The sequence below is a fragment of the Pseudoalteromonas sp. S1612 genome, assembly GCF_005887175.1.
In the GTDB taxonomy this organism is placed as follows: Bacteria; Pseudomonadota; Gammaproteobacteria; order Enterobacterales; family Alteromonadaceae; genus Pseudoalteromonas; species Pseudoalteromonas undina.
The window spans coordinates 21102-38858 of the sequence record NZ_PNDH01000056.1 but is presented as its reverse complement, the minus strand read 5'-3'; the positions used below and the strand labels follow the sequence as shown (position 1 = coordinate 38858).

The window sequence follows — 17757 nt, the reverse complement described above, 5'->3', positions numbered from 1 at the left end:
TACCAAGTTTTACGACCGTAACAAATGATCAACCATATTCACTATTTATACTGTTATTTTCTACCGTATATATCGTCAAATCGCTCTATGTCACTTTCATCCAATGTGGCACCCGTTTGCACTTCAATAACAATTAACGGCTCGGGCTGATTATTCGCTAAGCTGTGCAGTTGCTTTGCACCAATATAACAAGATTGGTCATGGGTCAGTGTTAAGCTTTGTTGATCAATACATATATCTGCAGTGCCTGATACTACCACCCAATGCTCGGCACGGTGCTGATGACGCTGAGTTGAGAGCCTAGCCCCGCTTTTTACGGTAATTTTTTTAACCTTAAAGCCGATACTTTCTACTAGCGTACGATAATTCCCCCAAGGGCGGTAAACCACCTGATGATGCGCCAGTTTGTCATTTTGCGTAATTGCCAATTGCTTAAGTATTAAAGGCAAGCCTTCAAGCGAATCTTGCTTTGCAACCAAGGTAGCATCATGAGTATGTACAATCGCTAAATCGCTCACACCTAAAGTAGCAATTGTGTGTCCATCTTCGCTAATAACTAGATTATTAATACTGTTTTGTGCAATATGTTCTTGGTGTGAGCTATTACCTTGTGAATCTTTTTTACTCAGCGCAGCCAGTGCAGAAAAACTGCCGACATCGCTCCACTTTAACGCCACTGGCATTACCACTACATTATTGCTGCGCTCTAAAATAGCGTAGTCAATTGAGTCACTTGGGCAAGCTTCAAGTGCATGGGCATTTGCTCTGGTAAACGCTAAGTCTTGTTTAAAATCAGTAGCACTGGCAACACTTTTAGCAATTTTTGGGGCAAAGCGCTCAAGCTCTTGCAGATAAGCAGCGGGAGTAAATAAGAACATACCACTGTTCCAACTATAACCGCCCTCAGCTAAATAAGTTAATGCCGTTGCTAAATCAGGCTTTTCTTTAAACTGGTCAACTTCGAAACAACAGGTACCTTTGATTGCTGCGCCCTGTTTTATATATCCATAACCTGTGTGTGGCTCTGTTGGTGTGATTGAAAATGTAACTAATTTACCTTGCTCAGCAAGTTTAATCGCATCAGATAACTGAGCCGTTAATGCGGTAAAGTCTGCAATATGATGATCGGCAGGCACCACCAACAAAGGGCCCGTAATATTATTTTTTAAAGCATAGTGCGCGGCAAGGGCAATAGCTGGTGCGGTATTCTTACCTTCTGGCTCAAGTACTATGGCATAGGGTTTTGCAAATGCTGCCTGCTCCGCGGCAATAAATCGATGCTGCTCATTACAGACCAAAATAGCGGGATTAAAGTTCTCAGTTGCAACCCGTAATAATGTGCTTTGTAATAATGACTGCTGGTTATTATCATCAAGCAAAGATAAAAACTGCTTTGGCATTGCTTGGCGCGATAGCGGCCAAAGCCGTGTACCAATGCCGCCAGCTAAAATTACCGGTGTAATAAGGGTTGTATTCATAAAGCCGCCAATAAAAATATCAGCGGTTATTTTAGCACTTTATCGGCTGGGCGCTAATTTATACCAATGCAAAAGCATCGGCATCTAAATGTGCCGGGAATTTAGCTCTAAACTCATCAAGCGGCGCTTTATTTAACGTGATTGTTAATAATGCTTGCTGGTAATCATGCGCTTTAATCAGTGGCTCACCTTTAAAGTCATACACTGCGGTTCCACCGCTGTGGTCAATACCATTGCCATCTTCGCCAACCCGATTTACGCCAACCACGTAGCACAGGTTTTCCATTGCTCGCGCTATTAATAAAGTGTCCCACACATTACGCCTTGCAGCTGGCCAGTTGGCAATATTTATCATTACGTCGTAGTCATTGTTATTGCGCTGAAACACCGGAAAACGTAAATCGTAGCAAACTTGCGGTAAAATTTTAAACCCTTTTATTTCAAACACTTCACGGGTTTGTCCTGCTACTACAAATTCGCCCTCGTTACCCAAACAAAATAAGTGGCGCTTATCGTAATAACGTACCTCACCACTTGGTTGTACCCAATAAAACCGGTTGGCCTTTTTGTCTCCTTGGGTTACCAATACTGAGCCAGCAATCACTGCATTATGTTTTTTAGCTTGTGTTTTAAGCCAATTCAGTACTGAGCCATTTTCAGGTTCGCCACAATCAAGGTTAACCGCAAATCCAGTGGCAAAGGTTTCGGGCAATACAATTAAATCAGGTTGATTGGTGATATTAGCAAGCTGTTTTTCAAACATAGCTAAATTGGCTTTTTTATCGAGCCAATGCAGCGAGCTTTGCAATAATGTAAAAGTTAAAGTTGACATAAGATGCGCGCCGCCTCTATTAAGGTTTGATCGTTTTTAGCAAAACATAAGCGAATAACTTTATCGTTATTTGGCTGCTGGTAAAATACACTTAGTGGAATGGCTGCCACGCCTGCTTGCTCTACCAGCCACTGACAAAATTCTACGTCATTTAAATCCGATACATCACTGTAATCAAGCAGTAAAAAGTAGGTGCCTTCACTTGGTAAAATGCTAAAGCGGCTGTCTTGTAGAGCATTACTGAGTACATCACGCTTTTGTTGATAAAACTCACTTAACTGGTCAATGTGTTCAGCATGTTGCTCTAACATATCTGCTAATGCATGTTGTGCAGGCGTAAAGCTTGAAAAAGTAACATACTGATGAATCTTTCGAAATTCTTCGCATAAATCAGTAGGCGCAATACAGTAGCCCATTTTCCAACCGGTGCTATGAAAGGTTTTACCAAAGCTTGAAATAACAAAGCTTTTTGCCAGTAGCTCCTCGTCACGTAGTGCACTTAGGTGTGGCTGTTGATCAAACGTTATATGCTCATAAACCTCATCGCTTATTACATATAAATTGTGAGCACTCACTAGTTTTTTTAGTTCGTTGATATCTTGCTGTTTTAACACTTTGCCACTGGGGTTGTGCGGAGTATTAATAATAATTGCGCGAGTATTTGCTGTGATAGCTTGATTTACTGTTTGCCAATTTATAGCGTAATCGGGAGCGGCTAGCGCAACATGCACTGACTTGCCGCCAGCTAGTTCAATGGCTGGTTGATATGAGTCGTAAGCAGGATCAAATACAATAACGTCATCACCCTCGCGCACAATAGTTTGAATCGCTACAAATAATGCTTCAGTTGCTCCTGAAGTTATAGTTACTTGGCTTGTTCCATCAATTTGCGCTTTGTATTTTCGCTGAACTAATGCTGCAATTTGCTGCTGCAGTTTAGGTACACCGCTGGAAGGCGAGTATTGATTAACCCCTTGCGCTACATACTCGCTTAACTGCGCTTTTAAATACTCAGGGGTATCAAACTCAGGAAAACCTTGCGAAAGATTAATTGCCGAAAACTTATTAGCCAAGCCACTCATTTGGCTAAATATACTAATACCTAAATTGGGGAGTTTACTGTCAAACACGAAGTCTCCTGATGATGGTTTTGTGTACAGAGCAATGCTATGATTAAAAACGGAAGTTTAGCCGTCTAAACTGTACTTTAATTGTTATTTGTGAGGAAAATATGCAAGACAACCATACCGCTATTTCAAACCTTATAGAAGCCGCAAAATGGATCAGCCAACAAGGTTGGGTTCCTGCCTCGGGTGGAAATTTATCAGCCCGCACCCAAAATGGCTTTGTTATAACGACTAATGGCTGCGATAAGGCTCAACTTACCCATGAGCATTTTTTACAGTTAGGCCACCAAAACTTAAATCCTCCTCAGGCTTTATCAAGCGAAGCGAAATTACATTTAAGTTTGTATCAGTTAATTCCTGAGGCGCAATGTGTATTGCATACTCAATCTGTTGCAGCAACGGTGCTTTCACAAGTAACGCAAGCTCATCAGCTTGATTTAAGCGGTTACGAAATGCAAAAAGTGCTCAGTGGTTTTACCTCACATTTAGAAACCTTAAGCATTCCGATTTTTGATAACGACCAAGATATTGACCGTTTAAGCTTATTAGTCAGCGATCACCATTTGCACTCACCGATTAAATTTGGTGTATTAATTCGCGGTCATGGCTTATATGCCGTTGGCAAAAATATTGCTGAAGTGCGTCGCCACCTAGAAGCACTAGAGTTTTTGTTTAGCTGCGAATTAGAACGATTAAAAATCACCGGCATTCAAGCGAGCAATACACTTCATCATCAATAATTAACAAGCAAGTATTTAATGGTAATGCTCGTACATTTTATCTAGCGGCTCAGAAAGACCGCTTTCTTGTACTATACGTACATGTTTGCGTTTTAATTCGCGAGCACTGGTAACGCCACAAGAATGTGCAATAAGCCCCGCACCGTAATGGATGTATTTATTATAATTTGCAACCCGCTGCGCTTTATCTTCAACATTCAAACCACGTTGTAAACGTTCATTATGCGTAGTAATTCCTGTTGGGCAAGTATCTTTATTACATTGCATAGCCTGAATGCAGCCTAGTGCAAACATATGCCCTCGCGCAGAAACCACAAAGTCGGCTCCTAGTGCTAATGCCCATGCGACTTTGGAAGGCACAATTAATTTACCCGAAACAATAATTTTAACTCGCTCTCTAAGACCATGTTTCTTTAATAGCTGTATAACTAAAGGAAGGCTTTCTTTAAGCGGTAACCCCACAGAATCTAATAAAGATTGTGGTGCTGCGCCGGTACCGCCATCCGCACTATCAATAGTAATAAAGTCGGGTGCGGACTCAATGCCACGATGATTAATCTCGGCAAATAAACTTTCTAACCAAGTATGTTCACCAATAACCGCTTTAAAACCTGTCGGTTTACCCGTTGTAGTTCTGATGGTGGTAAGCATGTCTAGAATATCGTTTGGATTTTTTATTTCTGGGTGCCCATTTGGGCTAATAGAATCCTGCCCTTCGGGTATGCCTCTTATTTTGGCAATTTCAGCATTCACTTTTCGTCCAGGTAACATGCCGCCTTTGCCTGGCTTAGCACCTTGGCTCATTTTCAGTTCAAACATTTTAACCGCTGGATGTGCAGCAACGGCTTTTAGCTTTTCTGTACTTAAATTTCCCTGCTCGTCGCGTACACCGTATTTTGCGGTGCCAATTTGAAATACAATATCGGCACCTCCTTCTAAGTGATATGGGCTAAGGCCGCCTTCTCCTGTGTTCATCCAACATCCTGCTAATTTTGCCCCCTTGGATAGTGCACGCACAGCAGGGCTTGATAGCGCACCAAAGCTCATGCCCGATATATTAAATAGCGAATTTGTGGTGTAAGGAAATTTACAGTAAGGGCCAAGAGTTACGTTGCTCGGCGCTAAGGCTTCTTCATCTAAGGTAGGAAACGCACAGTTCATAAACATGACTGTGCCTGTGGCCTCTAAACTTTGAGTTGAACCAAAAGCGGCCGTGTGATCAACATCTTTAGCCGCGCGGTAGACCCAACTACGCTCGGCACGATTAAAGGGCATTTCTTCACGATCGAGGGCAAAAAAATACTGTCTGAAAAACTCACCTTGGCGCTCAAAGAAATAACGAAAACGTCCAATCACGGGATAATTACGCCTAATAGCATGCTTTGTTTGCGTAACATCTCGAATATAAAAAATAGCAATTAATACAACCAGCAATCCCAATGCAACAATAAATAGGCTGGCAAACACATCGATACTGAACATTATAAACTGACTCATTACTTATCCTTAAATGCTAAAAAAGCGTGATGCCATCAAATAACACCACACTTTTATAGTTTCAAAATAATGCGCTTTTAGCTATCTGTTTTTGCTAATTCCACTTGTATATACAAACGTATTTGTTGCTCAAGCACCGACAAAGGCACTGAGCCATGGCGTAATATTTGATGATGAAACTCACGAATATCAAATTGTTGACCTAATGCTTGCTCAGCCTCTGCGCGCAGACGTTTAATTGTTAACTCACCAATTTTGTAAGACAGCGCTTGTGCTGGCCACGAAATATAACGGTCGGTTTCCGTTTTTACATTATGCAATGAAAGCGCCGTATTATCAGCCATAAAGTTCATTGCACGCTCTCGACTCCAGCCATACATATGCATCCCCGTATCAACCACTAAACGTGCAGCACGCCACATTTCGTAGGTTAAACGACCAAAGTTGCTATATGGGTCTTGATAAAAACCAGCCTCAACCCCTAAGTACTCTGAATATAACCCCCAGCCTTCACCAAATGCTGATAAATAGGCATCTCGGCGATAGCTAGGTAAGCTTTCAAGCTCTGCATTGAGTGATATTTGTAAATGATGGCCAGGTACGGCTTCGTGCAGCGTTAACGCTTCTAAAGCATAGAGTGGTCGTTTATCTAAAGCGTACGTGTTCACCCAATAAAAACCGGCTTGATCATCACGGCTCGAACCTGAATAGCGCCCAGTAGTGTACTTAGGTGCAATATTGGCAGGCACCGGCGCTACGCCATAGGGTTTGCGTGGTAAGGTATGAAATAATTTAGGTAACTGTGCATCCATTTTTTTGGCAATGTACGCGGCCTCTTTTAATAATTGTTCAGGCGTTGTGGCGTAAAACTGCGGATCAGTACGTAAAAAGTGGATAAATTCTGCAAACGTGCCCTTAAAACCCACCTCTTTGATGACCGCTTCCATTTCACTGCGAATACGCGCCACCTCAGCTAAACCCAGCTCATGGATTTCTTTTGGGGTCATTTGTGTCGTGGTGTAATACTTAGCACGATTTGCATAAAAGGCTTCGCCATTAGGAGTTGACGAAATACCAATATCACTGCGCGCGCCAGGTAAGTATTCAGTATTAAAAAAAGTTAAGTAATCTTTATAGGCTTTAATAACTTGGCCACTGATAGTGGCTTTAGCCTGTTGTTGTAACGCTATAAATTCACTATCACTTAAACCCGCGGTATTGTTTAAAAACGGCTTGTAAAATTCAGACTGTGTTACATCGTCAACAATGTAGGCAGTAATAGAGTCTTGGTAGCCAATTAATACCGCTTTGGGTTGAGTTAAACCAACTTCTAATCCTTTACGCATCCAGCCTATGTTTTGCTCAAAAAAGCGCGGCACTTGTTGTAATCGCTTTAAGTAGTTTTGATAATCTTGAGCGGTTTTATAATCCGAGCTATTAACAATAAACGATAAGCTTGAATGAAAGCCATATTCTGACGTTAAAGGCATGTAGTGCGCGTTAAATACATATTCATCAATAGTATTTTGCACTTGCGCTCGAATAATACTGTAGTTAATTTGGTTTTCGTCACTCAGCTTGCTCATATCTATTGCATCTAAATCAGCCAATAACTGCGTGTTTTTTTGATACTGCTGGGCTAAAAAGTCAGCCGATAAGTTAGGTAGTAAATAGCCATCAACCCCCTTAGGATTACTGTACGGACTTACCTTTTGGCGGTACTGGACGATACTTTCGGCCGTTTGCGTAAATTGCTGATCGGCGTTAATTGTGGTGAGCTGACACGCGCTTAATGAGCACACTAAGGTGACACTTAATAAGGAAAGGCGCATTTTTTTCGAAAGAGATAAATTCATAGTTATTGAGCTTAATGACGTTACAGATGTGATAAACCTATCTTAGGCTGAATAAATAGCAAATAGATATACGACCAACTGCGAAAAATATACGCCAGCAGTCATTTTATTAACTTAAGTTAATACTTAACTATAAATAAAATTAGAGTAATTGCTCAAAAAAGCAACGGTTATTGAATTTATAGCGTCATTTTAATCAACTACGACTCATTTTACTTTTAAATCACAGATATAATGATTATTGTATCTGCGCTTGGAAGCAAATTGCCTCATTGGACGAGTTTTATAAATCAGCATTTATGCGTATTTGGTTGGTAATTGCAAATGATGTTCCATGACTCCATGGCTATAGCACAAGAAAAAATGACAAAAGTATGTATGTTTTTAGAGCATCATGTTTTGCCTCCTACCCCCTTAAATTTTCAAGTTGTGTATACATACATTAGTAAAATCCATTTTGCGCTTAACAATGCTATTGATGATGCCATAGATGCAAATCAAAATATTGATGAGCTATTTATTGAGCAACTCTATTTTGAATATTTAAATCAGGGTCATAAAACCGAAGTAGCAATGATTGAAAACGTCAATGGCGTGATCAATTCACTATCGCGAAATGCACAGCAAACAGAAAAAAAACTTAACGATTTTGCAGGCCATGTTAATGACTGCTTGCATTCTTTAGATGAAAATAATATTGCTAACAGCCGCCTCGCTTTAGAAAGGTTAAATGAGCAAACACAGTTACTTCTCTCACAACAAGCACAATTTAAACAAGAACTTAGCCAGGCAAAAAAACTACACGAAGCCACTAAAAAACAACTTAATACCTTGCGCAAACAACATGTGATTGACCCACAAACAGGCTTATACAAACGCCATTATTTAACTAAGCAAACACAATTATGGCTAAAACAAGACAAGTCAATTTCAGCAATTGCCATTCAAATTGATAATTTAGAGCATTTTATTAATAACTTTGGTGATGCCATTGGAGAAGTGATTTTAAATAAAGTAGCTAAGCAAGTTCAAAAGTATGTTTCACAAAGTGGCTTAGCCGGGCGCTCTGCAAAAGACCAATTTATTGTTCTACTTGCTAACATTGAGCCAGAAACTGCTAAGCTGATTGCAGAAAAAGTAATAACTGGAGTTGAAAAACTACGCTTTATAAGTTCAAAAAGCGATCTAAAACTCCCTCCCATTTCTCTCTCATTAGGGATTACGGAACAACAACAAGGCGACTTTAACCAACTAGTTAAAAGTGCCTCAAACGCGGCGTTTAAATCACGCGCATCTCAATAACCCAGTACACTGTTCAAACAATAAAATTAACTGATAAATCATATTCAAATTGCACCCTTGGTGCACAATCAAGTACACTAGTCTTTATTACCACGATAGAGATTAATCATGAACGAGAACCCTGAAAAGACCACGCATTTTGGCTATAAAACTGTTGCCGAAACCGAAAAAGCTTCTATGGTTGCTGATGTATTTCATTCTGTTGCGACAAAGTACGATGTTATGAATGATCTCATGTCTTTTGGTATTCATCGTTTATGGAAACGTCAAACAATTGCCAGCTCAGGTATTCGTAAAGGTCATCATGTATTAGATTTAGCCGGCGGTACTGGCGATTTAACTGCAAAGTTTAGCCAGCTTGTTGGCGAAACCGGTCAGGTTGTTTTAGGTGATATAAACTCTTCAATGTTAAAAGTAGGCCGCGAAAAGCTGCATAACTTAGGCCTTGTAGGCAACATTGATTACGTACAAATGAATGCCGAAGCCTTACCTTTCCCTGATAATAGTTTTGATTTAATTACGATTGCTTTTGGCTTACGTAATGTCACCGACCAAAATAAAGCATTGCGCTCTATGTACCGCATTTTAAAGCCAGGTGGTCGTTTACTCATTCTTGAGTTTTCAAAACCAGAGCAAGAGCTTCTCAGCAAGGCGTATGACTTTTACTCTTTCAACATTTTACCTACTATGGGTAAACTAGTTGCTAACGACAGTGAATCATACCAATACTTAGCAGAGTCAATTCGTATGCATCCAGATCAAGAAACCCTTAAAGCGATGATGGTCGAAGCAGGGTTTGAGCAAGCGACTTATCAAAATCTAACTGGTGGCATTGTTGCCCTGCATCGTGGATTTAAATACTAAGGTTAGTAATTTATGGCGCTTGAAGAACACAGTAAAGAACAACCGGCTGCAGGCAGTTTTTTTATGCTACCGAGCTTTGTACTTTCGCTTATTGAGCAAGTATTAAATCAAGCGCTTAAACTCGATCCGAGCTTACTCGATAAACTAAAAACGGTAGAGCATCAGCGCTTATTAGTTGAGGTTAGAGACTGGCAGCAAAAAATAGCCATTACTTATGCCAATCAGCAGCTACATCTTTACACTGCATTCGAACATGCTGACGCTGATTGTATGATCAGCGCCAATATAGATACGTTGTTAGCACTGAAAAACCCAGCCATGCTGACTCAACTTATTCGCCAAGATAAGCTTGATTTACAAGGCGATTTAAATATAGCTCAACACTATAGTTCAGCCTTTTCAAGTGTAGAGATTGATTGGCCAGAGCAACTAGCAAAGCATATTGGCGACGCGCCTGCACAACAACTTTATTTGCACTTGCAGTCGCTTAAGCAGCAAGGTAAAAAAGCAAAGTCTCAGCTCGATAATACTTTTATTAGTGTGTGCCAAGACGAACTGGCAATCACCATTCACCCATTAGAGCTTGAGCAATTTAAACAACAAAATAGAGCACTAAAAGGCCATGTTGCCGCCATTGAGCAACGTATTAACGCCCTAATTAAAGCCCTTTAACGCGCTAAGGATTTTTTGTGTCAACTGCCCGACTGTATTACATAACTAAAACCCTGCTTAGCTTCGGACTTGATGAGCTTGTACCCAAACATAAAGTACCTTGGTTTGCTAAACTTGCTCGTGGCAGTTTGTTTTGGTTGCGCAACCAACACAAAGATAAACCTCCTGGCTTAAGACTTCGTTTAGCACTACAACAGCTTGGCCCTGTGTGGATAAAGTTTGGCCAAATGCTTTCAACTCGGCGCGATTTACTGCCTCATGATATCGCCTTAGAATTAGCCTTTTTACAAGATCAGGTAGAACCGTTCGAGGGTGAACTAGCCCAGAGAATCATCGAAAAAGCATTAGAAATAGATGATATTAGCCAGCTATTTAGCGAATTTTCACAAATACCTTTGGCATCGGCCTCAATTGCTCAAGTGCATACTGCTACCCTTGTTGATCCTCAAGGCGAATCGCAAGATGTTGTTATTAAAGTTATTCGCCCTAATATTGAGCAACAAATCAACGCTGACTTAGCACTAATGGAAAAATTGGCTAAGGTTGTCGGTAAGTTAATTAACGAAGCCAAGCGATTACGCCCAGTGGAAGTGGTTAAAGAGTATAAAAAAACATTGCTCGATGAGCTCGACTTAATGCGTGAGGGCGCTAATGGCATTCAATTAAAGCGTAACTTTGAAGGTTCAGAATCGTTATACATTCCAACAGTATATAGTGATTATAGCCGCAGTAATGTACTGGTTATGGAGCGTATTTACGGTATTCCGGTTTCGGACACTGAAGCGTTGATGGCACAAAACACCAACATGAAGTTATTAGCAGAACGCGGAGTAGAAGTGTTTTTTACTCAAGTATTCCGCGACAGTTTTTTTCATGCTGACATGCACCCAGGTAATATTTTTGTGTCACGCGAAAACCCGCATAATCCTAAATATATTGGTATAGATTGCGGTATTGTTGGAACTCTTAACAAAGAAGATAAACGCTATTTAGCTGAAAATTTCATTGCCTTTTTTAACCGCGACTACCGCCAAGTAGCACAGCTACATGTTGATTCAGGCTGGGTACCACCTGATACCAGCATTGAAGAGTTTGAATTTGCTATTCGCACCGTGTGCGAGCCTATTTTTAATAAACCACTAGCTGAAATATCATTTGGTCATGTATTGGTTAACTTATTTAATACCGCACGTCGTTTTAATATGCAGGTTCAACCGCAACTCGTATTATTACAAAAAACCTTGTTGTATGTTGAGGGCTTAGGTCGTCAGCTATACCCACAACTGGACTTGTGGAAAACAGCAAAACCATTTTTAGAAGACTGGGTTAAACAACAAGTGGGCCCGCTGTCTGTGCTAAAGCAAATGTATGCAAACTTACCGTTTTGGGCAGAAAAAATGCCTGAACTACCCGATTTAATTTATCAAAATTTAAAGCGAGCACCACACTCTCACGCACCTGAAATTAAGGTTTCACATAAACCATTGGTTTTAGGACTGTTTAGTAGTGCTGCGATGATTGTCTCAGCTTTATTTTATTTACAACACAACTTAATCGCTGCTGGCGTTGTCTTAAGCTGTGCTGTTATTGGCTTTATAGCGGCTTGGCGCCGCTCATAAACTAAGTGCTATTTGCCACTTTGGGCGTATAATCAGCACTTAACCTTATTATTTTATGGCTTAAAAGCAGGAGAAAACCATGGGTTTTGGTGGTATTAGTATTTGGCAATTATTAATTGTACTTGCAATCATTGTACTTTTATTCGGTACAAAAAAACTACGCGGTATGGGTGGTGATTTAGGTGGCGCAGTTAAAGGCTTTAAAAAAGCTATGTCTGATGACCAAAATGCTGAAAAACAAGCTAGCGAAGATAAAACTGAACAGATCCAAAAATCATCAGAATCAACACCAATCGATTCAAGTACAACTAGCAAAACTAAAGATAACGACAAGGTTTAACTAGCATGGGAATGTGGGAGCTTGTTGTGGTATTTATTGTCGGCTTGGTAGTACTAGGGCCGGAACGCTTACCTGTTGCTATTAGAACCGTAAGCCGCTGGGTTAAAACAGCCAAAGCAATGGCTAACTCAGTAAAAGCTGAAGTGAGTGAAGAGCTTCGTGTAAACGAGCTACATGAAAACCTAAAAAAAGCAGAGCAACAAGGTCTTAAAGATTTAAGCCCTGACCTACAACACTCTGTTTCTGAGCTGCAACAAGCAGCGCAATCAGTTACTCACAGCTATAAAAAAAATCAAAGCCAAGCCACTAATAACCAAGCAACAGATGACTCTAAATAATTATGGCACTCTCTTTTTTCATGCGCTTAATGCAGGTATAGAAAACAATGACTGAAGAAGTAAAATCAGGATTTGTCGCTCATTTAATCGAGTTGCGTGACCGGTTGATAAAATCGCTATTGAGTATTTTAGTGATATTTATTGGTTTGGTTTACTTTGCAAACGATATTTATACGTTTGTAGCTGCTCCTCTAGTCGCTCATTTACCTAGTACTGCCACTATGATAGCAACGGATGTCACTGCGCCATTTTTTGCTCCCTTTAAACTAACCTTGTTTGTTGCTTTATTTGCGGCCATCCCTTGGATTTTACATCAAATTTGGGGATTTATAGCCCCAGGTTTATATCAGCACGAAAAGAAAATGCTGATGCCCATATTAGCTTCCAGTATTTTCTTATTTTATGGTGGCATTGCTTTTTGCTACTTTGTAGTACTGCCAATTATTTTAGGGTTTTTCACCAGTGCAGGTCCGCAAATGATGACGCTTGCGCCCGATATAAGTAGCTATTTAGGCTTTGTTCTTAAGCTATTTTTTGCTTTTGGCATTGCATTTGAAATTCCAGTGGCGATTATGTTGCTCTGTTGGAGCGGTGCAACAACCACACAAAGCCTAAAAGAAAAGCGCCCTTATATAGTGGTCGGCGTATTTGTAGTGGCGATGTTTTTAACGCCACCAGACGTTTTATCACAAACTCTATTAGCACTGCCTATGCTGCTGTTATTTGAGCTTGGCTTAATTTTAGCGAAATTTTATACCGCAAAACCACAACAAGAATCTGAGGAATAATATGAATAAGCACTTACTTTCTTTACTCGCTTTAGTTAGCGTACCGGTTTTAGCCGCAACTCCTATCAATGAACAAGCGTTGCAAGCCTGTAGTTTTATTGAAAATGACTTTAATCGCTTACTATGCTATGACAACACCATTGCCGGAAAATCACTCTCTCAATCAGCCCGTAAACAGCCAGAGCAACCTGCTCAAGCTAATGTAAAAGCTGACACGCCTACCGTAACAGCACCCGTGGCTATCAAAGAAAAAGAATTTGGTTTAGAACACAAAGAAATTACTGAAAATGGGGAAAAGTCTATTACATCAATGATTTCATCTGTTAAAAAAGCACCTTATGGTGAGCTAATTATTACTTTAGAGAATAATCAGCAGTGGCGTCAAATTGGTTCAGATAGCTTGAGATTAGATGAAGGCGATACCGTTATTATTAGCCGTGGGGTATTCAACTCTTTTTTACTTAAAAAAGCAGATCAAAACCGTTCAATTCGTGTAAAACGCACCCAGTAATGCAATACACCTTAATTGATGCTGGCGTAAATTTAACTAATCATCAATTTGATGGTCAGCATCAAGAAGTGCTCGCTCGGGCAAAAGAGGTCGGCGTTAAGCATATGCTAATTATTGGCTGCGATATCAGCTCCAGTGAAGAATCATTAGCACTTGCTGCACGCTATGGTCAATATGCTAGCGCAGGTATTCACCCTCATGATGCAAAAACAGCAACCTATGAACTTGAGCAACAACTCACTCAGCTAGCTCAACATGAGCAGGTTATTGCCATAGGTGAGTGCGGGCTAGATTATAATCGCGACTTTTCTCCAAGAGATGTGCAGCGTGATGTGTTTCGTCGTCAACTCGCATTAGCTGAAAAGCTAAACCTGCCCGTTTATTTGCATGAACGTGACGCCAGTGACGACATGCTTGCTATTTTAAATGAGTTTACTGTACGCGGTGTACTGCATTGTTTTACTGGTGATGCACAAGCACTCGCAGGTTACTTAAATTTGGGCCTTTATATTGGTATCACCGGCTGGGTATGTGACGAACGACGCGGCAAAGAATTACAACAACTGATCCCAAGCATTCCCATTGAGCGTTTATTAATTGAAACCGATGCACCCTTTTTAATCCCTCGCACTGTTAAACCTAAGCCAAAATCAAGACGTAATGAGCCAGCATTGCTGCATTATGTTTGTGACACGCTTGCTCAGCTTTATGGTATTCCTGCATGTGATGTTGCAAAGCATACGAGTGAAAACTTCAATCATTTGTTTGGAATAGAGAAAAAATAATGCGAACCTTTTGCGCTTTGCTGGTATTCACTATGGTGTTTTATGCATCCTGTTTTCCTGCAAATGCAATCGAGATAAATAGCGAATTTAATTCAAAAAAAATAGAAGGTATTCATTATTCGTTTGTTCCTGCCTCATTAGAAGATGCACGACAAAGCAATTTACAAGAATGGCTGCTACTTAATAATAAGCCACTTAATTTAGGCCTTGAGTCTCGGCCTGTGTGGATTCAATTTCAACTAAATAATTACCTTAATGAGCCAATAGAGCCAATCCTATCGTTCGATAACCCACTTCTAAACAATATATACCTGTACCACTTTATAGGTGAGGAGCAACTAAAATCGGAACATATTGGTGATGCTCTGCCTTTATCTGATAGAGCGATTAGAAGTGAGTCTTTGCTGGTTAAATTAACTCTTCCCGCTAACAGCGAAACCACCGTTTACCTCAAAGTTAATAATAATGCGGGAATTGGGCTTCGCGTCCCTCTCACCTTATGGCAACAGGATGCATTATTAGCCCATAAAAGCATGGTTAACTTGCTTTATGGATTGCTGATTGGATTTATTTTTTCACTGGCTATCAGTTGCATAGTTTTATTTGCTTTTTCACGTAAACATTATTTTGCTTATGCAGGTGTGATTACATTGATGCTTAGCCTGTTTTTAGCTTACTTAGGCGGGTTTGGATTTCGTTATGCTCCCTCAAGCATAGCTGGCCTACAACAGTTAATGCTGCCTCTATTGCTTATGCTGATCACAATACTGCTTCTGCCCTTACAGCGGCATGTGTGCAAACCTAACGCCTCTAAGCTACTCAAGGGTCAAACTGCTATTACGACACTGTATGCGTTAATTATCGGTTTTATATGGTTATTACCTACTCCCAGTGTAACTTTATTTGCCATCTCAACTATACCTATAATTCTTATTTACCACGTGATAACTACATTACTTTATTTGCGCCAGCAACCGACAAGCCCTAATAAAAGCTTATTAATTGCCCTTATATTGTTTTTCATTATTGTGATTCATTTTGCCATTGCATTAACCGGCCTTTATACAGTGACTCGAGCTAGCTTAATGATAACCTTTGCAGCGTCCTTAGGTTGCTCATTTTGTTTAAGTTATACCGTCATAAAGTTATTTATATTACAACGCGATGAGCAAGTAACAGCGCAGCAAGCATTAATTGCACAAAACGCTGCACAAGATGCGCTATTAAATGAGCGGATTGAATTACAAGAGCGCACCCGCCAAGAGCTTGAAAGCCAAGTAGATGAACGCACCTTTGAGTTACAAGTAACACTGAGGGAATTAGAAGATAAAAACCGCGAACTTGAACAACTCAATATGGAAGATGCCTTAACAGGCATTAAAAATAGGCGCTTTTTCGATAAAAAACTAATTATGGAAATTCGTCGTTCGCGCCGCGAACAAACGCCACTGAGCATTATTATGTTAGATATTGACAAATTTAAGTCAATTAACGATAACTATGGCCACCTAACCGGCGATCAAGTTATAAGGGCTGTGTCTGATACCATTAAACAACAGCTTAAGCGCCCACTAGATGAAGTAGCACGTTATGGTGGTGAAGAATTTGTCATTTTGCTACCTAATACTAATAACCAAGGTGCACTGGTCATTGCAGAGCAGACACGCTTAGCAATAGCAAATAATAGTGTGAATGTAGCGGGGACTATTATCGACTTTACCATTAGTGCCGGTGTTTATACTCAAATTGCCGATGATATTCATAAACCTGAACTATTTACTGATTATGCCGATAAGGCACTCTATTTAGCAAAACAACATGGCCGCAATCAAGTGGTTAATTTTTCAATCCCACAGTAGGAGCGTATACTTATGGCCCAATCTGGACTAGACCTTTTCCCATATACTCGCATGCGTAGAATGCGCCGTAATGATTTCTCTCGTCGCCTTATGGCTGAAAATCAGCTGAGTGTTAATGATCTTATTTACCCTGTTTTTGTGCTTGAAGGCAAAAACCGTCGTGAAAGCATTGAATCGATGCCCGGTATTGAACGCTTATCAATTGATCTACTGATCGAAGAAGCTAAAGAATTAGTTGATTTAGGTGTGCCTGCGGTGGCTATCTTCCCTGTTACGCCTGCAGATAAAAAATCATTATATGCCGAAGAAGCATATAACGATGATGGCTTAGTACAACGCACTGTTCGTGCTTTAAAAGAAGCCCTCCCTGAACTTGGGGTGATCACTGACGGGGCGCTCGATCCATTTACTACTCACGGGCAAGACGGCATTATTGATGACGAAGGCTATGTAATAAACGATGTAACTACTGAAATATTAGTTAAACAAGCATTATCACATGCAGCTGCAGGTGCCGATGTTGTTGCTCCATCAGATATGATGGATGGCCGTATTGGCGCAATCCGCGAAGCGCTCGAAGCGGATGGTTTTATTCACACTCGTATTATGGCTTATTCAGCTAAATACGCATCTAGCTACTATGGCCCATTTAGAGATGCCATAGGATCTGCTGGGAACTTAAAAGGCGCTGATAAAAAAACCTACCAAATGGATCCTGCTAACTCAGATGAAGCAATTCGCGAAGTCGCGCTTGACCTTCAGGAAGGCGCCGACATGGTAATGGTTAAACCTGGTATGCCATACCTTGATATTGTACGCCGCGTTAAAGATGAGTTTGGTGTACCAACATTTGCTTATCAGGTAAGTGGTGAATACGCGATGCATAAAGCCGCTATTGATAATGGCTGGCTGAGCGAAGAAGCTACTATTATGGAATCTTTATTAGCATTCAAACGCGCTGGCGCAGACGGCATCCTGACTTACTTTGCTAAGCAAGCTGCTCGCTATTTAAATAAATAATAACGACATATTGATATAAAAGGGCTTTATTGCCCTTTTGTATATTTAAAGGCAGCCCTTTTTTTATGCTGCGTTACTCTCATTTCTGGGAAGTAACCACACTACATAGGCCCTTCCTTACCCAAAACT

General features: G+C 40.5%; 17 protein-coding genes. 12 read left to right on the top strand and 5 right to left on the bottom strand.

The features are described 5' to 3' along the window. Positions 1–53: 53 nt before the first annotated feature. From CWB78_RS16730 to CWB78_RS16720, 3 genes are read right to left on the bottom strand one after another with little or no spacing between them, the layout of a single operon-like run. Positions 54–1478: a mannose-1-phosphate guanylyltransferase/mannose-6-phosphate isomerase gene (locus tag CWB78_RS16730; RefSeq protein WP_138596607.1), complete on the bottom strand. Its 1425-nt coding sequence runs from the start codon at positions 1476–1478 to the stop codon at positions 54–56. A 58-nt stretch (positions 1479–1536) separates the two neighbouring features. Beyond that, positions 1537–2310, bottom strand: coding sequence for an amidohydrolase (locus CWB78_RS16725; protein WP_138596605.1), 774 nt, complete (start codon positions 2308–2310; stop codon positions 1537–1539). Beyond that, on the bottom strand, positions 2298–3440 hold the full coding sequence (locus CWB78_RS16720; RefSeq protein WP_138596603.1) for a methionine aminotransferase: 1143 nt from the start codon (positions 3438–3440) through the stop codon (positions 2298–2300). The genes CWB78_RS16725 and CWB78_RS16720 overlap by 13 nt, the downstream gene beginning before the upstream one ends. A gap of 101 nt (positions 3441–3541) precedes the next feature. Between CWB78_RS16720 and CWB78_RS16715 the strand changes: the two genes are divergently transcribed. Continuing rightward, positions 3542–4177: a methylthioribulose 1-phosphate dehydratase gene (locus tag CWB78_RS16715; RefSeq protein ID WP_138596601.1), complete on the top strand. Its 636-nt coding sequence runs from the start codon at positions 3542–3544 to the stop codon at positions 4175–4177. Positions 4178–4192: 15 nt separating this feature from the next. Here the strand turns inward: CWB78_RS16715 and CWB78_RS16710 are convergent, their stop codons facing one another. Beyond that, on the bottom strand, positions 4193–5674 hold the full coding sequence (locus tag CWB78_RS16710; protein WP_075170763.1) for an FMN-binding glutamate synthase family protein: 1482 nt from the start codon (positions 5672–5674) through the stop codon (positions 4193–4195). Positions 5675–5751: 77 nt separating this feature from the next. Next, positions 5752–7530, bottom strand: a complete 1779-nt coding sequence (locus CWB78_RS16705; protein WP_138596599.1) for a DUF885 domain-containing protein — start codon at positions 7528–7530, stop codon at positions 5752–5754. A 342-nt stretch (positions 7531–7872) separates the two neighbouring features. On the opposite strand from CWB78_RS16705, the gene CWB78_RS16700 reads away from it, so the two are divergent. The 11 genes from CWB78_RS16700 (at position 7873) to hemB (ending at position 17628) form a co-directional block, all read left to right on the top strand. Next, on the top strand, positions 7873–8832 hold the full coding sequence (locus tag CWB78_RS16700) for a diguanylate cyclase domain-containing protein (RefSeq protein WP_138570607.1): 960 nt from the start codon (positions 7873–7875) through the stop codon (positions 8830–8832). Positions 8833–8940: 108 nt separating this feature from the next. Then, positions 8941–9696, top strand: a complete 756-nt coding sequence (gene ubiE, locus CWB78_RS16695) for a bifunctional demethylmenaquinone methyltransferase/2-methoxy-6-polyprenyl-1,4-benzoquinol methylase UbiE (protein WP_008108541.1) — start codon at positions 8941–8943, stop codon at positions 9694–9696. A gap of 12 nt (positions 9697–9708) precedes the next feature. Further along, on the top strand, positions 9709–10368 hold the full coding sequence (locus CWB78_RS16690) for a ubiquinone biosynthesis accessory factor UbiJ (protein ID WP_054202682.1): 660 nt from the start codon (positions 9709–9711) through the stop codon (positions 10366–10368). A gap of 17 nt (positions 10369–10385) precedes the next feature. Further along, positions 10386–11987, top strand: a complete 1602-nt coding sequence (gene ubiB / locus CWB78_RS16685) for a ubiquinone biosynthesis regulatory protein kinase UbiB (protein ID WP_010392267.1) — start codon at positions 10386–10388, stop codon at positions 11985–11987. A gap of 79 nt (positions 11988–12066) precedes the next feature. Further along, on the top strand, positions 12067–12327 hold the full coding sequence (gene tatA, locus CWB78_RS16680; RefSeq protein WP_008108546.1) for a Sec-independent protein translocase subunit TatA: 261 nt from the start codon (positions 12067–12069) through the stop codon (positions 12325–12327). A gap of 5 nt (positions 12328–12332) precedes the next feature. Then, the gene (tatB, locus tag CWB78_RS16675; RefSeq protein WP_008108547.1) at positions 12333–12665 is read left to right on the top strand and encodes a Sec-independent protein translocase protein TatB; all 333 of its coding nucleotides are present in this window, start codon (positions 12333–12335) and stop codon (positions 12663–12665) included. Between the two features lie 47 nt (positions 12666–12712). Beyond that, entirely contained in the window at positions 12713–13453 is a 741-nt protein-coding gene (gene tatC, locus CWB78_RS16670) for a twin-arginine translocase subunit TatC (protein ID WP_008108549.1), read from the top strand. Between the two features lies 1 nt (position 13454). After that, complete coding sequence (locus CWB78_RS16665) at positions 13455–13964, top strand: hypothetical protein (RefSeq protein ID WP_138596597.1); 510 nt, start codon at positions 13455–13457, stop codon at positions 13962–13964. Beyond that, positions 13964–14749 (top strand): TatD family hydrolase, encoded by a 786-nt coding sequence (locus CWB78_RS16660; protein ID WP_138596595.1) that lies wholly within the window; start codon positions 13964–13966, stop codon positions 14747–14749. Before CWB78_RS16665 ends, CWB78_RS16660 begins: the two co-directional genes overlap by 1 nt. Further along, positions 14749–16608, top strand: coding sequence for a sensor domain-containing diguanylate cyclase (locus CWB78_RS16655; RefSeq protein WP_138596593.1), 1860 nt, complete (start codon positions 14749–14751; stop codon positions 16606–16608). Before CWB78_RS16660 ends, CWB78_RS16655 begins: the two co-directional genes overlap by 1 nt. A 12-nt stretch (positions 16609–16620) precedes the next feature. Beyond that, on the top strand, positions 16621–17628 hold the full coding sequence (gene hemB / locus CWB78_RS16650; RefSeq protein WP_138596591.1) for a porphobilinogen synthase: 1008 nt from the start codon (positions 16621–16623) through the stop codon (positions 17626–17628). Positions 17629–17757 lie beyond the last annotated feature (129 nt).